This is a genomic window from Bradyrhizobium sp. KZN70725 (assembly GCF_055264925.1).
Map to the genome: position 1 here is coordinate 14885 of NZ_JBUYWT010000045.1, position 21289 is coordinate 36173.

Genomic DNA, 21289 nt, shown 5'->3' on the forward strand with positions numbered 1-21289 from the left:
CATCAAACGCGGAACTTCGAAGCCTGTTCATGGTCAGTTTCTCTCTTGGGCGGGTCCAGCTTGCGCAGGTCGAGCCGCCCTCGGGCCACAAGCAGCGCGCCGGCCGCTGCGTCGGCGTCAGGACGCCTCAGGCGGGCGCGCAGGTCAGGGGTTAGCCAGGGCGTAATCGCATCCGCGAGCCCGCCCACCAGCGCGAGCCGGTCAATTCCTTTAGCCAGGAACAGATCAAGCAGATCGCCAATGGCATCGGCCGCGCGTTCGACAATGCGGCGGCCGACCGGATCGCCCTGATTGGCATGCCGCATCACGGTCGGCGCGAACGCGGCGTAGTCGGTGGCCCGAGCTTCTTCAGACCACGCTACGGCCTGATAAGGATCTTGATCGAATGCGCCCAGCACCTCTGCAAGCAATGGTGTCAGCTCGCCGCGGCGATCCGCGGCCCGCAGCGCCAGTCGAACGACCTGCAGGCCAATGTCGGCGCCGCTGCCTTCGTCCGAGACCGGGAAGCCGTAACCGGCGATGCGGATCTCGCTGCCGCCAATCAGGCCGACACCCACCGAGCCCGTGCCGGCCACCACGATGGCCCCGTCCGCGCCGCTATGGGCGCCGAGACAGGCAGCTAGGCCATCGCTGATGAAGATAACGGACGCAAAGGGATGCGGGATCTCTTTGAGCGCCGCTTCCGCGCCCCGGCGACCAATGCCGGCGAGGCCAATTCCGGCGTGCATCCGCGCGAAATCCTCGCGCGTCAGTTCGGACTGTGCGGCCGCCGCTTCGGTGGCCTCCATGATGGACCGCCAGGCCCGGTCGAAGCCAATTCGGGTCGTGGCAGGCCCCGAGCTCGCTTCACCGAGTACCCTGCCGTTTTCGTCCTCGATCCGGGCGCGGCAGCGGGTTCCGCCCCCATCGATACCGAGATAGGTGGTACCTTTTGTTTCCATGAGAAGTTAACGCAAGGATTTAGCTCCGGGTCCCTGAAGCCCGTTGTGTACATATTGGGACCTGTACAGCACGGGGACTCGCCTCACGAGTCCGTGATTGCCATTCTCGGATCAGCACTTATGGGCCAAGCTGGGTCTTCCGTGGTTTTCTCGATTGCGGCGCAGCACATCTTTGACGGTGCCGACATGCGCGGGCCGGGGTTGGTCAGGATATCGCAGGGGCGGATCGAAGGCATTACCGAGGAAGCGCGCGCCTCGATCCACCTTCCCCGAGATGCGATACTTGCACCCGGATTCGTCGATGTTCAGGTGAACGGAGGCGGCGGCGTTCTTCTCAACGACCAGCCAACGGAGGCCGGCGTTCGCCGCATCGTCGAGGCGCACCGCAAGGCCGGCACCACGGGCTGTTTGCCGACCCTCATCACCGATCGAAGCGAGGTCATCGAACGATTGGCTGTAGCAGCTCAGGCGTGCCTCGAAATTCCTGGCGTGCTCGGCTTTCATCTGGAAGGTCCGGCCCTCAACAGGTCTCGCAAGGGCATTCATCCGGAAGCCGAGATACGCGTGCCCGATCGGCGCGATCTCGCCGCCATCAAAAGCTTCGGGCACCGCGGTCGCTCCATGGTGACCTTGGCCCCGGAATGCGTGCCCGCGTCCATGATCGATGAATTGATCGGCGCCGGATTGCGTATCGCGGCCGGCCACAGCGACGCCACCGCAGCCGAAATCGGGCAGGCGGTCGATCGCGGTGTCTCGGGGGTGACCCATCTGTTCAATGCCATGTCGCAGTTGAACGCCCGAGAGCCGGGCTTGGTGGGCGCCGCGCTGGGAGATGACCGGTTGTTTGCAGGGATCATCTGCGACGGCATCCACGTTGACCGCGTCGGCTTGCGTGTTGCCTTGCGCTGCAAGGGACGCGATCGATTGATGCTGGTTACCGATGCCATGCCATTGGCGGGCACGAGCGACCGGCAATTCCTGCTACAGGGAAGGGAGATCACGTTGCACGACAATCGCCTGACTGACCGGGATGGCACGCTCGCGGGCGCTCACCTCACCATGATCGAGGCGGTGCGCAACGCTGTTGCGCTTATCGGAATCTCCCTTGTCGATGCTCTTATCATGGCTTCCCGGACGCCCGCAGCATTTCTAGGCCTTGGGTCCGAGCTTGGACGGATCGCGCCCGGATACCGCGCGGATCTTGTCGCCTTTAATCCGAACTTTGAGGTCGTTGGTACATGGATAGGCGGTGTTGGTTCGATGGGCGAGGCGAACAAGGCTTCCGAGCGAGGTTAGATGCGCAACCAGCCCATCGTCGTGCAGAAATACGGTGGTGCCTGCCTTGAAACACCGGCGAAGATTCGCGCGGTTGCGCGCAGTCTCGCCGACCTGCACGGCAGTGGGAAAGGCACCTCTGACCGGGAAAAATGCGCCTTGTCCCTTCATCCTTCCAAGTAAGCTGTTGCAATCGCAGCAAATGCGAACGCCCTCCGAGCGCACCATAATTCCAGAGCGGGGATGCGACGTCGCTATTGGCTTCACACTGGCCGAGCATCCGGCTTGAGAATTGGTGAGAAATTGCGCGAAGTCACTTGCTACCATAAGGCGCGCGTTGCGCTGGTTAGTCAATGTTGCTGACGGTAATTCCCCGGAATTGCTGGCGCGCCAAACCCGGTCTGGGATACCTCATTCAACGCACCCGGTTCTTGTCAAGTCAACGTCCGCCCTGCATTCGCATCGAACATATTTGGAAATGATCATGCGTAGCATAGCCTTGATGATTGCATTCGTGATCTCGTTTACCGCACCGGCGTTAGCTCAAAAAGCCGAGATCGAGGCCACCAATGCGAAATGGATTGAATTGTTCAACAAGGGCGACTTCTCGGGAGTTGCGTCACTCTACAGCACGGATGCGACCGCATTCCCGCCAGGTACCGCGATGGTTCACGGCCGATCAGCCATCGAGGCAATGTGGAAAAGCATGGCGGAACAAGTTGGCGATCCGAAGCTCGCAACCCTTGACGTTAAGCCCCTTGGCCCATCCGCGGCGCGCGAGATTGGGACGTTCGCCCTCAAGACCAAGGGACCGACACCGAAGGATGTGACTGGAAAGTATGTCGTGGTTTGGGAGAAGGTCGGCGATGATTGGAAGCTGACCACCGACATCTGGAACGAGGGCAACTAGGCATCTCTGTTCATTGCTGTGTTTCGCGCCAAACGCGGCTTTATGTTGAGTTGGCTGATGCACGGTCGAAGGCGCGCGCGATCTGGGCCCCATGGCATCGCTTGGCAGCGCCCAGCTTTCGCCGGAGCCAATGTGTTAAACTGGCTGAGATGTCTCGCGATCGGTGCTTCCATTTGCAGATGTGCCTTCGCAGGTCTCTGCAATGTGCTACCCTTATCCCTATTGGCCATAGGTATACCATGACAGGTATTGCAGAGTGGCTGGCATCGATCGGTTTGGGAGAGTACGCCGATCGTTTCGCAGAGAACGCTATCGACCTCTCGGTCGTCGGCGATCTCACGGAGCAGGACCTCAAGGACCTCGGCGTCCTGCTTGGGCACCGGCGCAAGATGCTGCGCGCGATTGCGGCACTTGAGGATGATGTCGCTGCATCGGACCAAGCGGCTGCCAAACCAGCGCCGCGAGACGGCGCCGAGCGGCGCCAAATCACGGTCATGTTTTGCGATCTGGTGGGCTCGTCGGCACTTTCGGCCCGGCTGGACCCGGAGGACTTGCGCTCGATAATCGGCGACTATCACGCCTGCATCGCTGAGGTTATCGCCCGGAGTGAGGGCGTTATCGCGCGCTACATGGGGGATGGCGTGCTTGCCTATTTCGGCTACCCTCTGGCGCACGAGGACGATGCCGAGCAGGCGACACGCGCGGGGCTGTCACTGGTCGATGCCGTGGCCAATCTTCAGACAGATATCGGCACCAAGCTGCAGGTTCGCGTTGGCATCGCTACCGGCATGGTCGTCGTGGGCGATCTGATCGGCGAAGGCGCCGCCAAGGAGCAGGCGGTGATCGGTGAGACACCGAATCTGGCTGCTCGTCTGCAGCAGTTCGCCGAGCCCGGTACGGTGCTGATCTCCGAGAGTACGCGCCAGCTCACCGAAGGATATTTCGAATACTGCGATCTCGGCTCCATCGCGCTGAAAGGATGGGCGGAGCCAATACCTGCCTGGCAGGTGCTCGGGACGACTGGAGTCGAAAGCCGCTTTGAGGCTCAGCACAGGACTCGATTGACGCCCTTGATCGGGCGAGACGAGGAGATCGAGCTGCTGTTGCGGCGCTGGCAGCATGCCTCTTCGGGCGAAGGTTGCGTAGTGGTTCTAACTGGAGAGCCAGGTATCGGTAAGTCGCACATCGCGCTGGCGCTTCAAGAACGGCTCCAAGCCGAACCACACATTACGGTCCGCCATTTCTGCTCGGCGCACCATACCAACAGTGCGTTGTATCCGTTCATCGACAATCTCGAACGTGCTGCCCGTTTCGAAAGAGGTGAAGCGCCGACGGAGAAGTTTGCCAAGCTTGAAGCTCTGCTGTTGCGGTCTGGCGCCGACGCAGATCGTGTGGTGCCGGCTCTAGCAAACCTTCTGTCGCTACCGGTCAGTGACCGCTACCAGCTGCCCGAGCTCAGTCCGCAGAAACGCAAGGAGATGACGTTGGCGGCATTCTCGGCTCAGCTCGAAGCGTTGGCGGCGCGGCAGCCAGTGTTCATCATCTTTGAGGATGCCCATTGGTCGGACCCGACTTCGATGGAGCTGCTCACGATTACACTGGAAAAGGTACCACGACTCCGAGTGCTGCTGCTCATCACCGCGAGACCAGAGTTCACGCCGCCCTGGCCTGGTCATGCACATGTGACGACCGTCTCGCTTACACGGCTGAACCGGCGCAACGGGGCGGCCTTGATCGAGCGCGTCACGGCAGGCAAGACGCTCCCGGAGGAGGTCTTGGACCAAATCCTCGCTCGCACCGACGGCGTGCCCCTGTTCGTCGAGGAACTGACCAAGGCGGTGCTCGAAACCGGCTTGCTGCAGGAGCGAGACGACCATTACGTGGTCAGCGGTCCGCTACCCTCGTTGGCGATTCCAACGACATTGAACGCATCGCTGATGGCTAGGCTCGACCGATTGGCCCCCGTGAAGGAAGTTGCTCAGATCGGCGCCGTTGTGGGGCGCGAGTTCTCGTACGAACTGCTGAGCGTGGTCGCCAAGCTGCCAAGGCAACGGCTTGAGGAGGCGCTTGCCCAGTTGGTTCAGGCGGAGTTGATATTCTGCCGAGGCGAGATACCCCGGGCGGTCTACACCTTCAAGCATGCGCTCGTGCGGGACGCCGCCGAAGCGGGACTTCTGAAGAGCCGACGCGCAGCGCTGCATGCCGCCGTCGCCAACGCTTTCGAGCAACGATTCCCGGAAATTGTGGAGTCTCAACCCGAGACTCTCGCACTCCACCTTACCGAGGCGGGATTGTTCGAAAAGGCGGGAGAATATTGGCTCCAGGCAGGCAAGAAAGCGGCCATGCGCTCCGCCAACCTCGAAGCGATCGCACACTTGCGCAAAGGCATTGAGCTCTCGGCCCATTTGGCCGACGGTGCGCTTAAAGACCGGCTGGAGCTTGATTTCCAGTACGCGCTCGGGCCCTGCCTCATTGCCACCCAGGGGCCGGCCTCGCCCCAGGCGGTGGCGACCTTTGCGCGAGCGCGCGAGCTGTGCCAGCGGCTCGGAGATCCCCCCGAGCGACTACAAATCATGTTTTGGTTGACCACCGCGAGCGTCATTCGCGGCGAGTTGCCGGTCGCCGAGGAAATGATCTCGGTGTTGCTCGATCTTGCGGAGGGTCGGGGTGATCGACCAACATTGCTCAACGCGATGCGTGGGCAAGGGATGATACGCCTTTTCATGGGAAATCTCGTAGGTGCCCAGGAGGTGATCGAACGGGCCTTCGAAGCGTTCGAAGCGAGCAGCGAGCATGACAGATTGGCGGCGCGTGCTGCCGGCCAGGATGCGGGTGTGGCCGACCTGGCTCTGATGTCATGGGCACTCTGGCTGCAGGGCCGTGCTGATACGGCACTCGCGCGTGTAAATGCCGCCCTTCAGCGTGCCGACGTCATCAGTCATCCGCATTCGCAGGCCTATGGATGCTATTATGCATCCATTGTCCACGCTCTTCGGGGTGACTTCCGAAAGGCACACCGTTATGCCGATCGTTGTCTCGCCTTGTCGGAAGAGCTCGGATTCCGGCAGTGGCGAGGATTGGCTCGCGCCATCCGGGGGATAAGCGCCGCCTTCCTTGATCCTTCGTCCGCTGCGCTCGAGGAAATCCGCACGGCGATGAACGAATATCGCGGCGCGGGCTATCAGCTTGGCATCACAGCACTATATGTGCTCCTGAGTGCCGCTTTGTTATCGAGCCATCAAAGCGAAGCCGCGCTCGAACTGATTGAGCAGGGTCTCGCTACAACCGGCCGCAATAGCGAACGGATATTTGAGGCCGAGCTGTATCGATTGAAAGCGCGCGTGTTGCTCGTCCGCGATGCACCGGAGGCCAGCACCGATGCACGATCACTGCTCGATCACGCATTGACAACTGCGAAAAGTCAGCGCGCCAAGGCCCTTGAACTTCGAGTAGCAGTAGACCTCGCCAACTTGTGGATCGATCAGGGCAGAACCAGCGAAGCGCTCGACCAGCTCGTGCCCATCTACGGCTGGTTCGTCGAGGGTCTTGAAACGCAGGATCTGAAGCAGGCAAAGGCATTACTCGACCGACTGCAGTAATTGCGCCTCGACTTGCGGATATTGGAGCTTGGCTCAGCAGGTCGGCCTCAAGGCTGCTTTACCTTGCCGTTACGCAGCCCGCCTTCGACATTCGTGATATGCCTCCTTAACCTCTCGCCATCCCGCCTCATCGCTTTCCGCAGGATTCTCATTTATGAAATGTGGCCCGTCATGCGGCGGACGTTTTCCGTGTTCGTAGTATGCCTTGATTGCTTGTTCAGCAGCGATCCTTCCCAACTGTCTCCCGCTGTCCAGGTTGCTGTGGTTCCATTTGAAACTGATGTGCCCCGGCACATGAATCTCGACGATTGTGCCCTTCCACGGATGCTCTCCGGATTTTGGCTTGTCGTACCGCACGTGGTATTTGAAGAGCTTGACGTCATCTTCGCCAACGGTCGCTGCGAACAATTGGCAGAGATTGGCCAGGGCATCGTGAAGGTTTTCCGGTTTGCGGACTTGCTTTGAATCGACGATCCTGCTCACCCATATCTCGTCCAGCTCATCGCCCGGCTTATGATGCTCCTGGAGCAAGCTCTCGAAGTTGACCGTATCGACCAGTGCTCCTTCGCAGTAGGTAACTCCGTCGATCTCTACGGTTTCTTCCACGAAGGGAAGGGCTGAACACGCACATAAGCTGGATGCGCCGATAGGCACTTTGTACTCTTTCCCGTCGACCTTCTTGTTCTCATCGACCTTCTTGGGCATCGGGCGGTTGGAAAACAACGCGAGTTTATGCTCATCGAGATTCCAGGCGTTGTGGAATATGAATGGCTTTTCGGGTCTTCCCAGCGCGTCGAAATTTATGCTCTTCATAAACTGGCTGTGTGGATAGTTGATCCTGGAGAGGCCGGTGACTTGGGACAGATACATCATTGACGTGAGATAACGAACGAAAGGATTTGGGGCCAGCACCTGATTAAGAACCCATCTGTTTACGTCTCCCTCATCCGGGCTCGTGAACTTCTTCCCGCCGTCCGTGTCGGGCTGTTGAGCGAACCAGAGCGACATGGATTCCCTGAAGGCATTCGCGACCCTGTTTGGGTCCCACAAATCCTTATAGGTATTGGGATCTGCGACGAAGTTGGTCAGAGCCTTGCCGATGCTTTCCCAATCCGGGCCGAACACCGTGTTTATGGGAAAGCGCCTATAGCTTTCGTCGTCTCGAAACACGCCATTCTTGAAGAATTGATGGGTCTGTTTCGCCCTGTCTTTATTATCAACGTTGTCAAACTGATTGTAGACGATCCCAACCCAGGCGCCGATGCAGGACAATGCCCACACGTCAAAGGTTATACCTGCGTTGGCAAGAGCTTCCAGAACTCCAATGTGCAGCCCTGCCGCCGGACCACCACCGCCGAGCGTAATCGCCCTCTTCACCATTGGTTCCTCCATCAAATTGTTTGCATGGCTTATTCTCTGATCAAGTCTCTGAACCGCGTAAAACTAAAAGACTGGTCGTTTGCTGGGTCCGCGGGCTTTCGGCCGCACCGAATGCCGTTGAATCCAACTCGACAACTCATTGATCGCAGCGTTGCGAAACACGATACGTGCGACGGAACGGTGGACGTCGAGGTTCGGCGCCTTCTCGAGCCTGCTGATCGCGCTGGGCGCACGCCGGCCGAGAGCTCGAGCAAGCATATCGCGGTCTGGCCCGCCCATTTGTGAACCAATTCACGGAAGATATTTATCGCTGATGTTAGTAGGGGAGATGTTGTCCAATTGTGGCTTTCGCTTCTGGCCCATCGCGACATATTGCGCTGCCGCACGAACCTGGTCGCTATAGGAGCAAAGCGGACGTAGTAAGCTCAATCTCTTCAGACAGACGGGTCGTGTTCGGCGTAGCAAGCAGTGGTCGGTTGGTTCGACGCCAGGGGAAAAAGAGATACCTCCCTTATCTGCCGTGTTTGGGATCCTGTCCCGCCGAGGTGAAAGCTCAAGTATGACGATCGGCTTCCGGCTTACTTCTTTGGCCGAGGGGCCGCGCGGAAGATAAAGCACGTCCAGCCTGTCGCAGACGTTGGCCAGCCTGTTCCCGGTGACTCCGAATTCCTCGGCCGGCCGGATCATTCACCTAGCCATTGATGTAGAAGCAATAAAACATCAGCGCCAAGGCGTGGCGAGATCCCCCTAACCTTCGCGGATCAGCCGCCTTCGCTTCTGGCAGATGCCCAGCTCGATACGTGTATAGGCCTGACGAACAAAATAAGCCGGGATTTCGAGAGGAAATCCCTGCCTAGACTAGAGCAACGTGACACCTGAAGTGCGTCGCCAAGGCAAATGGCGATCCAAGCGCCGTCGGCGAGCTCGCAGCGATGCTGATTTGACAATAGCAGAGCAAGATCTTGCCGATCGAGAAACGTCAATTCTGTGTCCTGGTTTCGGACAGCAGCCAGTCGCGGAATGCAGCAATCTCCGGCCTGCCAACGTCGGTTTCGCGGCCGACGAGGTGGTAACTGTCGGCGGTTCGTACCACCAGCGGATGGATCGCCAATAGTCGTCCCGCTTTGAGATCGTCCTGGACCAGTTCCAGATGCGCCACCGCGATGCCGAGCCCGTCGATCGCCGCTTGATAGGCTAGCGAGGAATTGCCGAACGACAGTCCTTCGCGAAAGCTCCCGGGTGTGACGTCCGCCGCCTCAAACCAGATCCGCCAATCGTGCGGGCGCTTCATTGAATGAAGTAACGTGCGGTCGAGCAGCTCTCGTGAATCGTGCACGGGTGGATGCTTGTTGAATTCGGCGGGGCTACGAACCGGCAGCAGCTCGATCGGAAACAGCGTGTCGTAACGCACGCCGGGCTTTGGAATGGCGGGAGTCTGAATGGTGAAGTCCACCTCGCCAGCGCTCACATCGACGAGATCGTTGGCGATCGTGACCTGCACATTGATGCTTGGGTAAAGGGTATGGAAGCGCGCGAGCCGCTTGACCAGCCATTTCATCGCCACCGTGGGAAACAGCCGTATCCGCACCACGCGATTCTGCTTGTCCCGGCGGCTGACCTGGGTCGCGAGTTCGATGCGATCAAAGGCTTCGGCAATGGCCTGCGCGTACTGTTCGCCCTGCGTCGTCAGCTTGACGTCGCGTTGATTACGGACGAACAGGCGCAGGCCAAGGAAGGCTTCGAGTTGGGCGATATGCCGGCTGACGGCGCCCTGCGAGACGTTGAGTATTTTGGCGGCGTGGGTGAAGTTCTCGGAGCGGGAGGCGACCTCGAAGACGCGAAGTGCATTCAGCGGGGGCAATTTTCGGGCCATCAGCGCCTCCCACTGAGGGCTGATCGCGTCCGCGCCGCATTCTCTGTGTTGCTCTGAAGATAAGTTATCGTCGTGATGAGTAAATTAGCATACTCGGCCCAAAGCATTCCGCTTATTTTGCCCGCATAAGCGGCGCTGAAGGCCGCTACTTGCGGGAGAAACGCTTTCTATGACCACCCCCGTTAACGCCGCGGGCCGGCTTGACCGGCTCCCGATGGGCGCATTCCAGTGGCGGATTCTCAGCCTGATCGGCCTCGGGATGTTCTTCGACGGTTTCGACAACCAGATGGCCGCCGGCGTGTTGGGCGCCCTCGTTAAGGAGGGCTGGTCGAACATGGAGACCAATGCCCACTACATTTCCATCACCTTTGCCGGCCTCGCCATTGGCGCGCTGATGACGGGGTTGGTCGGTGACCGGTTCGGCCGGCGTTTTGCCTATCAGTTCAATCTTCTGATTTTCGGCAGCATGTGCCTGCTCTCGATGCTCGCGCCCTCGATGACCTGGCTGATGGCGATGCGTTTCTTCATGGGAGTAGGGATCGGCGCAGAATATGTCTGCGGTTACGGCATGGTCAGCGAGTTTGTGCCGCCGCAACGGCGCGGATGGGCGCTTGGCCTGATCAGCGTGGTGTCGATGGCATCGACATTCGCTGTGAATTTTACCGGACTATTCGTCATTCCGGCACTTGGATGGCGGCCGATGTATCTGATCGGCGGTTGCGGCGCATTATGGGTCTGGTTCCTGCGCCGCAAGCTTCCGGAGTCGCCGCGCTGGCTCGAAGCGCGCGGCCGTTATGAAGAAGCCGAAAAGATCATGCAGGATATCGAAGCTGAGGCCTCGAAGGCGGGGCCTCTCCCGCCGGTGATATCAGTGGCCGCGCCTGCGCCGGCCTGGGTACCGATCTCCATCCTGTTCTCGCGCGGCGTCGTCACCCGCACCTTGCTCGCGATGGCGGTTTGCATCACCTGCCTGGTCGGTTCCTACAGCTTCTCCTATTGGGTGCCGACCTTCTTCGTCAAACAGGGACTGAGTGTCACGAAGTCGCTCAGCTTTGCGCCCGTCATGGCGCTGGGCAGTTCGCTCGGGCCGCTGGTCGGCATGCTGACCTCCGACTGGATTGGACGCCGTCGCGGCACCATGTTTGCGGCCTTATGGTGTGGCGTGTTCGCGCTGGCGTATTCGCAGCAGACCGATCCCGCCTGGGTGCTGATCTTTGGCTTCCTGTTGCAGGGCGGCATGAGCCTGATGATCGGCTTCACCATGCGATGCTAGTCGCCTTTGTGAACTTGCGCGCGAACGAAAAAGAAGCACGTATCTGTGCGGTCGCCGCGCTGGGGGACAACGAGTATCCAGTAAGATGTTGATCTTCTTGCACTCAATCCTGCAACCAGAACGTATGCGTGGCCGAACGAGGGTCGTTGACCTTTCGTTTCGGGGGCGAAGTCGCACTGACGGTCTCATGCTCCGAGCACCGGCTCCTTGCCGGTGAAGGCCCTGAGTATATTCGCCGTCAGGCGCGAAAGACCGTTGTCGCAGCCGTCCCAGGCCAGGGCGCCGGCATAGGCGATGGAGCCGACCGAAAACACCCAGCCGCCTCCATCGATCGGAAACAGGACCATGTCCGATCTCACCACGTCAGGCCGCTGTGCGCCTCCCTGATCCGGGAGCGAAAGAGTGAGATCCTCGATGACGAGCTGATACTCGTTGCCAAGCCCGGTCGAAGTCCCGAGCACATAGGCATGCTCGGGACTTCCGAGCGTAACGTCGTACCTGTCGACCTCGTCTCCCACCGCTCCACCCAGCACATAGCCGTAATCGCCGACGATTTCCTCAGTGATGCCGTCGAACAATTTCGCGGCGGGCGAATTGTAGCTCGCCTCCAGACGCCGATAGCCGCAGCCCTTCGACCATCCCTCCGATGCGAAGCCCACGCCTAGCATCTTGTTCGGGGCGCGGCCGCGCGTGCGCCAGATGCCGCCGGCTTCAGGCGTCGCAACATGGGTCCGTTCGCCATAGGGGGCATCCCAGCAGCGCGTGCCGCTGTTGTCGCGGCGCACCTCGATGACCCAGGGTTTTGCACCGAGCCGGCTCGTTACCCAGTAGAAGCCGTTGCCGCCAAGATACATGACCCGTCCGCCGTCATGCAGGTATCCGTCGAGGATATCGAGGCCGGTTCGTGTCCAGTATTCCGGGTGCGAGCCCGTGACGATCGCCGCGTACCGGTCGGCCAGGTTGCGGCCGCCACGTTCGAAATCCTCGTCGGTTGCGACATGATATTCGATGCCGAGGTGCTCCAGCCATTCGACGATGTACATGTCGACGGGAAAGTGACGGTATGAGCCCGTTAGCCAGTTCGGAAAACCAGGGCGGACGTTGAACAGCGGTCGTCTGCGGCCCGAATAGCGAACCGGCGTTCCGTCGGCATGGGTATCGTAGCAGGAGCGGCCCGGCTCGGGATGTGAGAACAGGTACTGTTCGTCCTCGGGCACCACCTTGTCATGAGGCATCACCGATGAGAAATCGAGCGAAGCCAGGTGGTCGTTCGCATAGGCCAGATAGGTGTTGGTCGGCACCAGGAACAGCACGGGTGCCGAGGTGCCCAGGACCGGTCTGACAAACAGCGGAAAATGATTGCGGCGTCCGCCGGCCTCGAGCCGAACTGCGTAGACTCCGCTTTGAAGGTCCTCCGGCAGGCGGAATTCGAGATTATACCTCCAGCCGGCATCCACCATGTCGTCGTCGTGGAATTGCAGCGCACAGTACTGCTCGGGAACTTCGACGAAGGAGTCGCTTCGCCCGTCCCAGTTGCGTCCGGTCACACCGCGCTCGACGCCGTTGACAAGGTGCCCCTGTTCGCCTCCAGCGTCCGGCTCAATCGTCTCCGACGCGAAGTCCCTGCCGAGTTTCCATGCTGCCCATGCCGGCTGCGTGGGAGTCTTCCCCGCGTGCCATGCGGCGATCATCTCGGCGGATGGCTTCGCGAGGTGCAGCGTTGGCGAGTCGATCTTGCCATTATATGGCTCCAGCGGCGACCCGGACCGGCCGATGCCGGCCGCCGCGAGCAGGAGCGTTGCCGCATTTGCCGTCGCGCCGGTTGCCGCGCGGAGCGTGCGTTGTGCCCCAACCTTGGCATCAAGACGCCTGAGGTCGATGCAGACCTCGCCGTCGCCGATGGTAGTCAGGATCGAATACCAGTGTTTGGCGATGATCGCATCCGACAAGACTGCGAGCGTTGCGCTGCCCATTCGAAGCGCAAGACCGCCTGAGATGATGACGAGCGCGACGTCGCCAATCGACCAGATGGCCTGGGGCGCGCTCCGCTCGGGGACGGTCGGCCATGCCCAGCAATGGACGCTGATCGCCGCATCGTTGATCGGTGAGGGAAGCGGAAATTCGGCGTGCGAGCCGACCACCGTGGATTGCACGCCGCCGGAAACGGTGCGGTCGAGCACCGACGAGAAATCGACCACCTTGCCCTCGATCGCTTCGTCGCGCCCGGGACCCGAGACCAGTCGCACGAGGCTTGCGCGGACGGTGGCGTGCGGCGTGCTGATCGCGAGCCGGACGACATCGCCGGGCTCGCAGGACCACTCCTCGAAATAAGCCTGGATATCCATCTGACGCCGCCCACGCTCGCTGGTTAAGTCCGCTTCGGACGCGCAATGTCCGAGCGCGCCCATCATTCGCGGATCAAAGCCGGCGGGGAAACATCTGTTGCGGCATTCTGGAGTCCGGGAGCAACAACACTGGAGAAACGGACAGGCGCGCCGCGGCTGGTCCCGAAAGTCCGCGTCACGATCCGCGCAGGAACCGGTCGCCGAGCGCGACCGTTCCGTCGGTGTAGCCCGTACCCAGGCGTCGCGCGGTTTCGGTGTCCGAATGCGAAGCGAGCCAGGCCGTCAGCAGCATGCGCCTGAGCATCACGAACGCAGGCAGCATGGCCTCGTCGTCGCGCGAGACCGGTGCGACGGTCCGGTATCCCGCAAGCCACGACTGCTGGAGCAGGTCCATCACCGGCTCGTGCTCGATGAAGCTGACGGCCGCGGCGAAGTCATAGAAGAACCACGAGAAGCCGCAATCGTCGAAGTCGATGACGCCGAGCCGGTCGCCTTCGACGAGCAGGTTGGCGAGGCGGAGGTCGGCGTGAACGAGGCCAAACCGCTGCTCGCCCCTTCCGTAAGCCTCGACGCGCCGTTCAAGTTCGTCGGCGACCCTCTGCAGCAGCCTGCGGCCATCGTCGCGCAGGCCAAGACCGGCGCGCCAGTCACCCCATAGTGGCCGGCGGCCCAGCATGGCATCGAAATCCCAGACCTTGCGCTGGAACGTTGATGGCAATGTCCATCGGCGGCTGTGCGCGTGAAGCCGCGCGCTGGTCGCGCCGAGCTTGCCGAACCAGGTGGCCAGATCGTCCGAGGCGTCCGGCTCCTTGCCGCTGAGGAATTCGAATGCAACGACGTGTCGTGTCGCACCACTCAGGGGAATGGGGCATAACAGGTGTCCGTCCCGATCGGCGACCGGGCGCGGCGTGAGCACCACGTTGTCTGCGATCACGGCGTCGATCCAGGCGAGCTCGGACGCAATCTCGTCAGGTGAGTGATAGCCGGGCCGCTGCACGCGCAACACGAGTTTTTGCCGAGCGGCCGGATCCTGCGCGAGAAAGGTGGTGTTCTCGGAATGGCTGAGAAAGGCGAGCGTCGATTGCGATGATAGTCCCCAGCGCGGCAGGCTCGCGGCAAGAGAGGCCTGCATGCTCTCGATGAGGCCGGGAGTCATCATCGCGGCCAACCGACCGTCTCGGGCTCCGCGAGGTCAAGAAGGCTCGCGATGATGCGATCGGGAACGACGTCCGCCACCGCATTGAAAGGGACGTCGCTGGCGAGCAGGATCGACCGCATGCCGGCGGCCTTTCCTGCTGCGATATCGGTGCCGATCTGGTCGCCGACCATGACGGTCTCATGCCGGGCGGTGCCGAGATGCGCCAGCGCCTGTTCGATCAGGAACGGTTGCGGCTTGCCTAGCACGATCGGCTTCGTATTGGGAACGGCCGCTGCAACCGCGGCCGTGATCACGCCGACGCAGGGATCGTAGCCGTCATGAACCGGCGTCAGGACATCGGGATTGGTGGCGATGACGGTTGCGCCGGCGAGTGCGGCCCTGACCGCGGTGCGCAGCTTGGCGTAGTCGAGCGTGGCATCGAAGCCGAGCACGACGATCTTGGGCTTGACGTCGGTCAGGTGATAGCCAATGTCCTCGATCGCCTCGAGCAGTGGTCGTTCGCCGATCGCAAACACGGGCGTGGTACGCGGCCAGCGCCGTTCGAGCAGGGACGTGACCGCCGAAATCGTCGTGAAGACCTGTGACGGTTCGGCCGGAATGCCGATGCGGCTCAGCTTGGCGGCAAATTGCGCGGCGGATTTCGTCGAATTGTTGGTGACGAACGCATAGGGCAGGCCCCGCTCGCTCCATCCGCGAAACGCCTTGACGGAGTCGTCGATCGGAGTGTCGCCGCGATAGGCGACGCCGTCGAGATCCGAGATGACGCCGCGAATGGGATGGTTGGCCGGAGCAATGCGCTGTTCCAATGCTGGGATTCCGTTCAGTTCCGCGAGCGTGATCATATGGTTGTCTGCATGGCGTTGCTGCTCTGTGCATCCATGATTTGTGTGCTGCACATTGGAAAGGCGTCCTTGCCTTGCCGGTGTGCGCCATGCGTCCGGGAGCGGAAAATCTCCGTGCGCGACTGCGGCGCCCCGGGAGTGTCAGCAACGGAATCGTGGAGCAGCAGGAATCGGGCGATTGCGGCCTTTGGTCTAGGCTTTGCAGGCGTGAAAGCCACGATTTGTGCAAGACGATCGAAACGGCTGAGTGCCTTGCGGCCTCGAGAGCAGTTTCAGCGTTGCCGAAATCATCGAGGGATTACCATATGATCAACCGCAGAGACTTGATGTTAGGGGGATTGGCCGGGGCCGCGGCGTTCGGTTTCGGGCGGGTCAATCCCGACTTTCTTGTGAATTCCGCCTTTGCCGCCGAAGGCAAGACACTGCGCTTTCTCGGCGCGGAAGCGCTGACCGGCAACTGGGACCCAACCACCCATACCAATCTCGGCCAGCTCATCGTCGAGGGCTTCGTGTTCGGCTACCTGACGCGGGCGCCGATGCGGCCGGAGAAGCCGGACGAGCTGATCTTCGAGCTGGCTGAATCGATGAAGCCCATCGACACCTATACGATGGAGGTGAAACTCAGGAAGGGCGTCAAATTTCATGACGGATCCCCGTTCACAGCGGCCGACGTCAAGGCGACCTATGAATATGGCTGCCAACCCGATCGTCCGGCGCAGTGGTACCCCGGTCTCGTCACCGTCGACGTCGTCGACGACTACACCTGCCACATCAACACGAAGGTGCAGGGCTATCCGGCGACGCTCTACTACTACCTGTCGTCCTTCCTGCCGATCATGTCGGCCAAGGACGTTGCCAATAAGGCGCAGCTCTCGGCGCGCATGAACGGCACGGGCCCCTACAAATATGTCGAGCAGAAAGGCGACACCACCGTTCTCGCCGCCAATCCCGACTTCTTCCTCGGCGCAGCGAAGATCCCGGGTGTCGAGTATCACTTCGTCGGTGACACCACGACGCGCACGCTGTCGCTGTTGAACGGCGAGGCCGACATCATCGAGCGGCTCGAGCAGGAGCAGGTCGAGACCATCTCGAAGGATGCCCGCTTCAGCATCCACAAGGCGGTTTCGGTCGAGAACAAATACCTGTTCTTCCGCTGCTCGAAGAAGCCGTTCGACGATCCGCGCATTCGCCTCGCCGCATGCTACTCGATCGACCGCAAGCAGGTGCTCGACGTGCTCGGCGTCTCCGGCATCTATTCCAAGGCGCACATCTCGCCGGTCAAGTTCGGCTATGCCGAGGTGGCCGACTATCCTGAATTCGATCCGGACAAGGCGCAGAAGCTGCTCGCGGAGGCCGGCTTCCCCAAAGGCCAGGGCCTGCCCGAGCTCACCTATTACACGTCGGTCGGTTTCTATCCGAAGACGAAGGAATATGCCGAGTTGATTACCGGAATGCTCCAGGAGCAGGGGTTTAAGGTCAATCTGCAGACGCTCGAAGTCGCGGCGTGGGGTAATTTGCTTTACGACAAGCCCGGCGGCGGTGAGGGCAACATGATCGACTGCGGCTGGTGCACCGGCTCGCCCGAGCCGGATCTCGTGCTGCGCACCCACTTCCACTCCTCCTCCAAGCGCATCACCGGCATCGTCGACAAGGACATCGACGCGGTGCTGGACAAGGAGCGCAACGCCACGACAATCGAGGAGCGCAAGAAGATCCTGCAGACCGAGACGCTGCCGACCATCGCCAAGAAGGCCCCGGCGCTCGCATTGTTCACCTCGGTCTTCATCCATGCCTACAGCAAGAAGCTGGATGGTCTGTACATCTATCCGAACGGCATGCAGGACATGACCAAGGCAACATTGGCATGATGATTGCTCGGCAGGCCGGGTACGCCCGGCCTGCCGGTTCGCGAACGCAGGCCGGATTGGTCGGGTCTGGTCCTCATGAATTGCAAGGGTAGCTCTTCTCGATGTTGATCCTGGAATTCCTGGTCAAGCGGATCGCGCAGGGCATCCTGATCGTCTTCATCACGTCGTTGATCATCTTCACGCTGCTGCGCGTGGTGCCGGGCGATCCCGTGCGCCTGATCGTCGGCGGCATGGCGCCGGCCGATGTGGTCGAGAAGGTCGCGACCAAGATGGGGCTGCGCGACCCCATCATCGTGCAATATGGTCGGTACATGCGCGGGCTGGTACAGGGCGATCTCGGGCAATCCTATTTGCGGCCGCGCAGCGGCATGATCGCGACCGGCGGCCAGTATGTTGACCCGACCAAGTCGGATATGGCGCCGGTGATCGATCTCATCCTCGAACGCTTGCCGTTCACGCTGCAACTGGGCGGAATGGCGCTCGTGTTCGCGCTGCTGCTGTCGTTTCCGATCGGCATCGCGGGCGGGCTGCACCAGCATCGTTGGCAGAATGCGTTGGCGTTCGGAATGCAGTCGCTGTTCGTCTCGATTCCGAATTTCTGGCTCGCGATCGTTCTGATCCTGTTTCTGTCGGTGAAGCTGAAGCTGCTGCCGGCGCTCGGTTACCAGGGGTTTTCCTATGTCATCCTGCCGGCCTTCGTGCTCGCGGTGGAGATCGCCCCCTTCATCATCCGCACGCTGACGACCTCGCTCGGCGAGGTCATGCAAGCGCCGTTCATCGATGAGGCGCGGGTGCGCGGCCTGTCTCGCCGCCGCATCGTCTATTCGCACGCCCTGCGCAACGCGGCGGTGCCGCTAGTCAACCTGCTCGGGATCCAGCTTTCGACGCTGATCGGCGGCGTTCTCGTAATTGAATACATTTTCGACTATCCTGGCCTCGGCAATCTGACCGTGGTCTCTGTCGTCGGGCGCGACTTTCCGGTCATCCAGGGCATCGCCATCACGACCAGCGCCGTCTTTGTCTTCATCAATATCATCGTGGATTTGGTCGCCTATCTGGTCGATCCCCGCGTGGAGATCTGAGCATGACGGCCACCACGATCATCGCCGAGGAGCCCGCCTTGCCGGCGGCCCCAATCCGTTCCGTCAACCGCCGCATCATGGCCGCCGCCTGGCGCATGCCGAGCTTCAAGATCGGTTTCTTCATCTTCATGGCGCTGGTGCTGGCCTCGGCCATCTATCCCGAGGTGTCCTCGATCAGTGCGACCAAGATGGTGGTGAAGGACAAGTTCATGTCGCCGGTCTTTCTCGGCGACAAATGGACCTGGGATCATCCGCTGGGTACGGATCAGCTCGGCCGCGACATGCTGATGCGCAGCCTGATCGGCCTGCGCTATTCGCTGCTGGTCGGCGTCGTCACGGTCCTGCTCATCTTTGTCATCGGCTGCGGCCTTGGCCTGTTCGCCGGCTTCAAGGGCAAATGGTGGGACACCGTCATCATGCGGATCACCGATGCCCAATTGTCGATTCCGATGATCATCCTGGCGATCACCATTCTCGGCGTGTCGCGGCCGACGGTGCCGACCATCATAATCGTGCTGGCGCTGTCCGGCTGGCCGCTCTACGCGCGCGTGGCGCGCAGCGCCGCGGTCACCGAGCGCGGCAAGGAATATGTCCGCGGCCTGCGCGTGCTCGGCGCCGGGGACTGGCGGATCCTGTTTCTGTTCGCCGCGCCGAACATCCTGCCGCCGATCGCATTCGTCGCCGTGCTCGACGTCGCACGCATGATGATCTTCGAAGCGATCCTCGGCTTCCTGGGGCTTGGCATCCAGCCGCCGACGCCGAGCTTCGGCAGCATCATCGCCGACTCCCGCAAATACCTGATCAATGCCTGGTGGATCGCGACCACGCCGGGCGTGTTCCTGGCTATCGCGCTTACCTCGATCAACCTGATGGGGTCGGCGCTCGAGAAGGCGCGCAACCGCATCTATGGGGGTCTCTGAGATGGATCTCTCGCTCATTCTGGAGGTTGACGACCTCACGGTCGGCGCTTCGGCACCGGGCGCCGCGCCGATCCTCGATCACATCTCCTTCCGCCTCAACACGTCGGAGATCTTCGGCATCTATGGCGAAAGCGGCGCCGGCAAAACCGTGCTCAGCCGCGCATTGGCGAACTGGCTGCCGGAAAGTCTGGCGTATCGCTCCGGACGGGTCACGTTCGCCGGCCACGACATTCTCGGCGCCGGGGCGCGCGAGGTGCGGATCGGCCGCGACATCGCCTATATCGGCTCCAAGCCGCAAAGCTCGCTCGATCCGACGATACCGGTCGGGACCCAGATCGCGGAAAAGCTGCACAGCGTCAGGCCCGAATGGAATCCGCGCGAATGCCGCGAGCGGGTCGTGCAGCTCCTCGGCGAGGTCCGGATTCCATCGCCGAAGGAGCGCTATTGGGACTACCCGGCAAAATTTTCCGGCGGCATGATGCAGCGCGCGATGATCGTGGACGCGATTTGCGCCGAGCCCGCCGTCCTGATCGCCGACAACATTACCCAGCCGCTCGATGTCACCATCGCGGCACAGATCGTGGCGCTGCTCCACGACCTGTGCCTGCGCCACAGGATGGCGACAATCTATCTGTCGTCTTCCTTGCCCACGCTCGGCCAGTTCGGCGACCGCACGGCCGTGCTCCATCAGGGCCGGTTCGTCGAGCAGCAAGCGTTTGCCGGCCTGCTCGCCTCGCCACAGACCGACTACACGCGCAAGGCCATTGCCAGTGTGCCGCGCATGTGGGCGACCACCGAGGGCCCGCTGGCCCGCCGCAAGGCGCAAGACGAAGTGCCGCTGATGAAGGTGGAGCACGTTGTTCGGACCTATCGCGCGCGCAAGCGGGGGACGTTCAATGGCTACAGCAACGTGCAGGCGGTGCGCGGCGTAACGCTCGACATCATGCCGCGCGAGAATTTCGGTATCGTCGGGGAATCCGGCTGCGGCAAGTCGACCCTCACGCGCCTGCTGGCCTGGCTGGAGGTTCCCGACAACGGCAGCATCGTCCTCAACGGCACGTCGCTCGGGGCGTTGTCGCCGCGCGAGCTGATCCGCACCCGCAGCGAATTCCAGCTGCTGCTGCAGGATCCGTACAACGCGCTGCCGCCGCGCACCACCGTCGGCCGCATGATCGAGGAGAGCCTGCTGATCCGCGGCAATGTCGCCCGCGCGGACCTGCGCAGCCGGGTCATCGCAGCGATGGCCGAGGTCGGTCTTGCCGCCGAGCTCTATGACCAGCTCCCGAACACGCTCTCCACCGGCGAGCGCCAGCGCATCTCGATCGCGCGTGCCCTGATCCTCGATCCCAAGCTGCTGATCCTCGACGAAACCTTGTCCGCGCTGGATCAACGCGAGCAGTCAAGGCTGATCGACCTGTTCTCGAAGCTGCAGGAGAAGAACGACCTCACCTATGTCTTCATCTCCCATGATCTCGCAATGGTGCGCAGGGTCTGCACGCGCATTGCCGTGATGTATCTCGGTGAGATGGTCGAGATCGCCGACAACCGCGAGCTGTTCTTCGATCCCCAGCATCCCTACACCAAGGCATTGCTCTCGGCCGCCCCGACGCTGGAGGAGAAGCCGTTCAACCCGGCGGACTTCTTGCTGGAGGGCGAGCCGCCGAGCCCGATCGATATCCCGGCGGGATGCAGCTTTGCCTCGCGCTGTCCGAAGGCGTTCGGCCGCTGCCGGCTGGAGACGCCGAAGCTGGTCGAACACGCGCCGGGGCGCTTCGCCGCCTGCCACCTTCTCGACGGCGACCCGGCGCAGGCCGCGGCCTGA

The 21289-nt window shown here is 61.5% G+C and carries 15 protein-coding genes; 9 read left to right on the forward strand and 6 right to left on the reverse strand.

The genetic code is table 11. The annotated features are described in order from the left end of the window. Nucleotides 1-2: 2 nt before the first annotated feature. On the reverse strand, nt 3-941 hold the full coding sequence (locus tag ACZBJS_RS31285; protein WP_076834256.1) for a glucosamine kinase nucleotide-binding domain-containing protein: 939 nt from the start codon (nt 939-941) through the stop codon (nt 3-5). Nucleotides 942-1061: 120 nt separating this feature from the next. Between ACZBJS_RS31285 and nagA the strand changes: the two genes are divergently transcribed. From nagA to ACZBJS_RS31305, 4 genes are all read left to right on the forward strand, one after another. Further along, nucleotides 1062-2237: an N-acetylglucosamine-6-phosphate deacetylase gene (gene nagA, locus ACZBJS_RS31290; RefSeq protein ID WP_463439720.1), complete on the forward strand. Its 1176-nt coding sequence runs from the start codon at nt 1062-1064 to the stop codon at nt 2235-2237. Next, nucleotides 2238-2399 carry a hypothetical protein gene (locus ACZBJS_RS31295; RefSeq protein WP_156436543.1) on the forward strand — a complete coding sequence of 54 codons (162 nt, stop codon included), beginning with the start codon at nt 2238-2240 and terminating at the stop codon, nt 2397-2399. Between the two features lie 301 nt (nt 2400-2700). Beyond that, a complete protein-coding gene (locus ACZBJS_RS31300) occupies nt 2701-3126 on the forward strand; it encodes a YybH family protein (RefSeq protein ID WP_463439703.1) in 426 nt (141 codons plus the stop codon). 239 nt (nt 3127-3365) lie between these two features. Then, nucleotides 3366-6725: an AAA family ATPase gene (locus ACZBJS_RS31305; RefSeq protein ID WP_463439704.1), complete on the forward strand. Its 3360-nt coding sequence runs from the start codon at nt 3366-3368 to the stop codon at nt 6723-6725. Nucleotides 6726-6794: 69 nt separating this feature from the next. On the opposite strand, the gene ACZBJS_RS31310 is transcribed toward ACZBJS_RS31305, so the two are convergent. Both ACZBJS_RS31310 and ACZBJS_RS31315 read right to left on the reverse strand, forming a co-directional pair. Further along, nucleotides 6795-8105 carry a patatin-like phospholipase family protein gene (locus ACZBJS_RS31310; protein ID WP_463439705.1) on the reverse strand — a complete coding sequence of 437 codons (1311 nt, stop codon included), beginning with the start codon at nt 8103-8105 and terminating at the stop codon, nt 6795-6797. Nucleotides 8106-9084: 979 nt separating this feature from the next. Further along, entirely contained in the window at nt 9085-9978 is an 894-nt protein-coding gene (locus ACZBJS_RS31315; protein ID WP_463439706.1) for a LysR substrate-binding domain-containing protein, read from the reverse strand. A 169-nt stretch (nt 9979-10147) separates the two neighbouring features. Between ACZBJS_RS31315 and ACZBJS_RS31320 the strand changes: the two genes are divergently transcribed. Continuing rightward, on the forward strand, nt 10148-11251 hold the full coding sequence (locus ACZBJS_RS31320) for an MFS transporter (RefSeq protein ID WP_463439707.1): 1104 nt from the start codon (nt 10148-10150) through the stop codon (nt 11249-11251). Nucleotides 11252-11436: 185 nt separating this feature from the next. On the opposite strand, the gene ACZBJS_RS31325 is transcribed toward ACZBJS_RS31320, so the two are convergent. From ACZBJS_RS31325 to ACZBJS_RS31335, 3 genes are all read right to left on the reverse strand, one after another. After that, nucleotides 11437-13596, reverse strand: a complete 2160-nt coding sequence (locus ACZBJS_RS31325) for a N,N-dimethylformamidase beta subunit family domain-containing protein (protein ID WP_310885658.1) — start codon at nt 13594-13596, stop codon at nt 11437-11439. A gap of 175 nt (nt 13597-13771) precedes the next feature. Then, a complete protein-coding gene (locus tag ACZBJS_RS31330; RefSeq protein ID WP_463439708.1) occupies nt 13772-14755 on the reverse strand; it encodes a phosphotransferase enzyme family protein in 984 nt (327 codons plus the stop codon). Then, nucleotides 14752-15561, reverse strand: coding sequence for an HAD-IIA family hydrolase (locus ACZBJS_RS31335; RefSeq protein WP_245311788.1), 810 nt, complete (start codon nt 15559-15561; stop codon nt 14752-14754). Before ACZBJS_RS31335 ends, ACZBJS_RS31330 begins: the two co-directional genes overlap by 4 nt. A 341-nt stretch (nt 15562-15902) precedes the next feature. On the opposite strand from ACZBJS_RS31335, the gene ACZBJS_RS31340 reads away from it, so the two are divergent. The 4 genes from ACZBJS_RS31340 (at nt 15903) to ACZBJS_RS31355 (ending at nt 21289) form a co-directional block, all read left to right on the forward strand. Beyond that, a complete protein-coding gene (locus ACZBJS_RS31340) occupies nt 15903-17465 on the forward strand; it encodes an ABC transporter substrate-binding protein (RefSeq protein ID WP_316398274.1) in 1563 nt (520 codons plus the stop codon). 101 nt (nt 17466-17566) lie between these two features. Then, nucleotides 17567-18547, forward strand: a complete 981-nt coding sequence (locus ACZBJS_RS31345; RefSeq protein ID WP_092083050.1) for an ABC transporter permease — start codon at nt 17567-17569, stop codon at nt 18545-18547. Nucleotides 18548-18549: 2 nt separating this feature from the next. Then, a complete protein-coding gene (locus ACZBJS_RS31350) occupies nt 18550-19467 on the forward strand; it encodes an ABC transporter permease (protein ID WP_057020612.1) in 918 nt (305 codons plus the stop codon). 1 nt (nt 19468) lies between these two features. Further along, complete coding sequence (locus ACZBJS_RS31355) at nt 19469-21289, forward strand: ABC transporter ATP-binding protein (protein ID WP_463439709.1); 1821 nt, start codon at nt 19469-19471, stop codon at nt 21287-21289.

Bases quoted from the DNA above. Each gene is read 5' to 3' on its own strand.
- ACZBJS_RS31285 (WP_076834256.1), bottom strand. From the start codon at position 941: ATGGAAACAAAAGGTACCACCTATCTCGGTATCGATGGGGGCGGAACC.
- ACZBJS_RS31345 (WP_092083050.1), top strand. From the start codon at position 17,567: ATGTTGATCCTGGAATTCCTGGTCAAGCGGATCGCGCAGGGCATCCTG.
- ACZBJS_RS31350 (WP_057020612.1), top strand. From the start codon at position 18,550: ATGACGGCCACCACGATCATCGCCGAGGAGCCCGCCTTGCCGGCGGCC.
- ACZBJS_RS31295 (WP_156436543.1), top strand. From the start codon at position 2,238: ATGCGCAACCAGCCCATCGTCGTGCAGAAATACGGTGGTGCCTGCCTT.
- ACZBJS_RS31300 (WP_463439703.1), top strand. From the start codon at position 2,701: ATGCGTAGCATAGCCTTGATGATTGCATTCGTGATCTCGTTTACCGCA.
- ACZBJS_RS31325 (WP_310885658.1), bottom strand. From the start codon at position 13,596: ATGGATATCCAGGCTTATTTCGAGGAGTGGTCCTGCGAGCCCGGCGAT.
- ACZBJS_RS31315 (WP_463439706.1), bottom strand. From the start codon at position 9,978: ATGGCCCGAAAATTGCCCCCGCTGAATGCACTTCGCGTCTTCGAGGTC.
- ACZBJS_RS31330 (WP_463439708.1), bottom strand. From the start codon at position 14,755: ATGATGACTCCCGGCCTCATCGAGAGCATGCAGGCCTCTCTTGCCGCG.
- ACZBJS_RS31305 (WP_463439704.1), top strand. From the start codon at position 3,366: ATGACAGGTATTGCAGAGTGGCTGGCATCGATCGGTTTGGGAGAGTAC.
- ACZBJS_RS31320 (WP_463439707.1), top strand. From the start codon at position 10,148: ATGACCACCCCCGTTAACGCCGCGGGCCGGCTTGACCGGCTCCCGATG.
- ACZBJS_RS31310 (WP_463439705.1), bottom strand. From the start codon at position 8,105: ATGGTGAAGAGGGCGATTACGCTCGGCGGTGGTGGTCCGGCGGCAGGG.
- nagA (WP_463439720.1), top strand. From the start codon at position 1,062: ATGGGCCAAGCTGGGTCTTCCGTGGTTTTCTCGATTGCGGCGCAGCAC.
- ACZBJS_RS31340 (WP_316398274.1), top strand. From the start codon at position 15,903: ATGATCAACCGCAGAGACTTGATGTTAGGGGGATTGGCCGGGGCCGCG.
- ACZBJS_RS31355 (WP_463439709.1), top strand. From the start codon at position 19,469: ATGGATCTCTCGCTCATTCTGGAGGTTGACGACCTCACGGTCGGCGCT.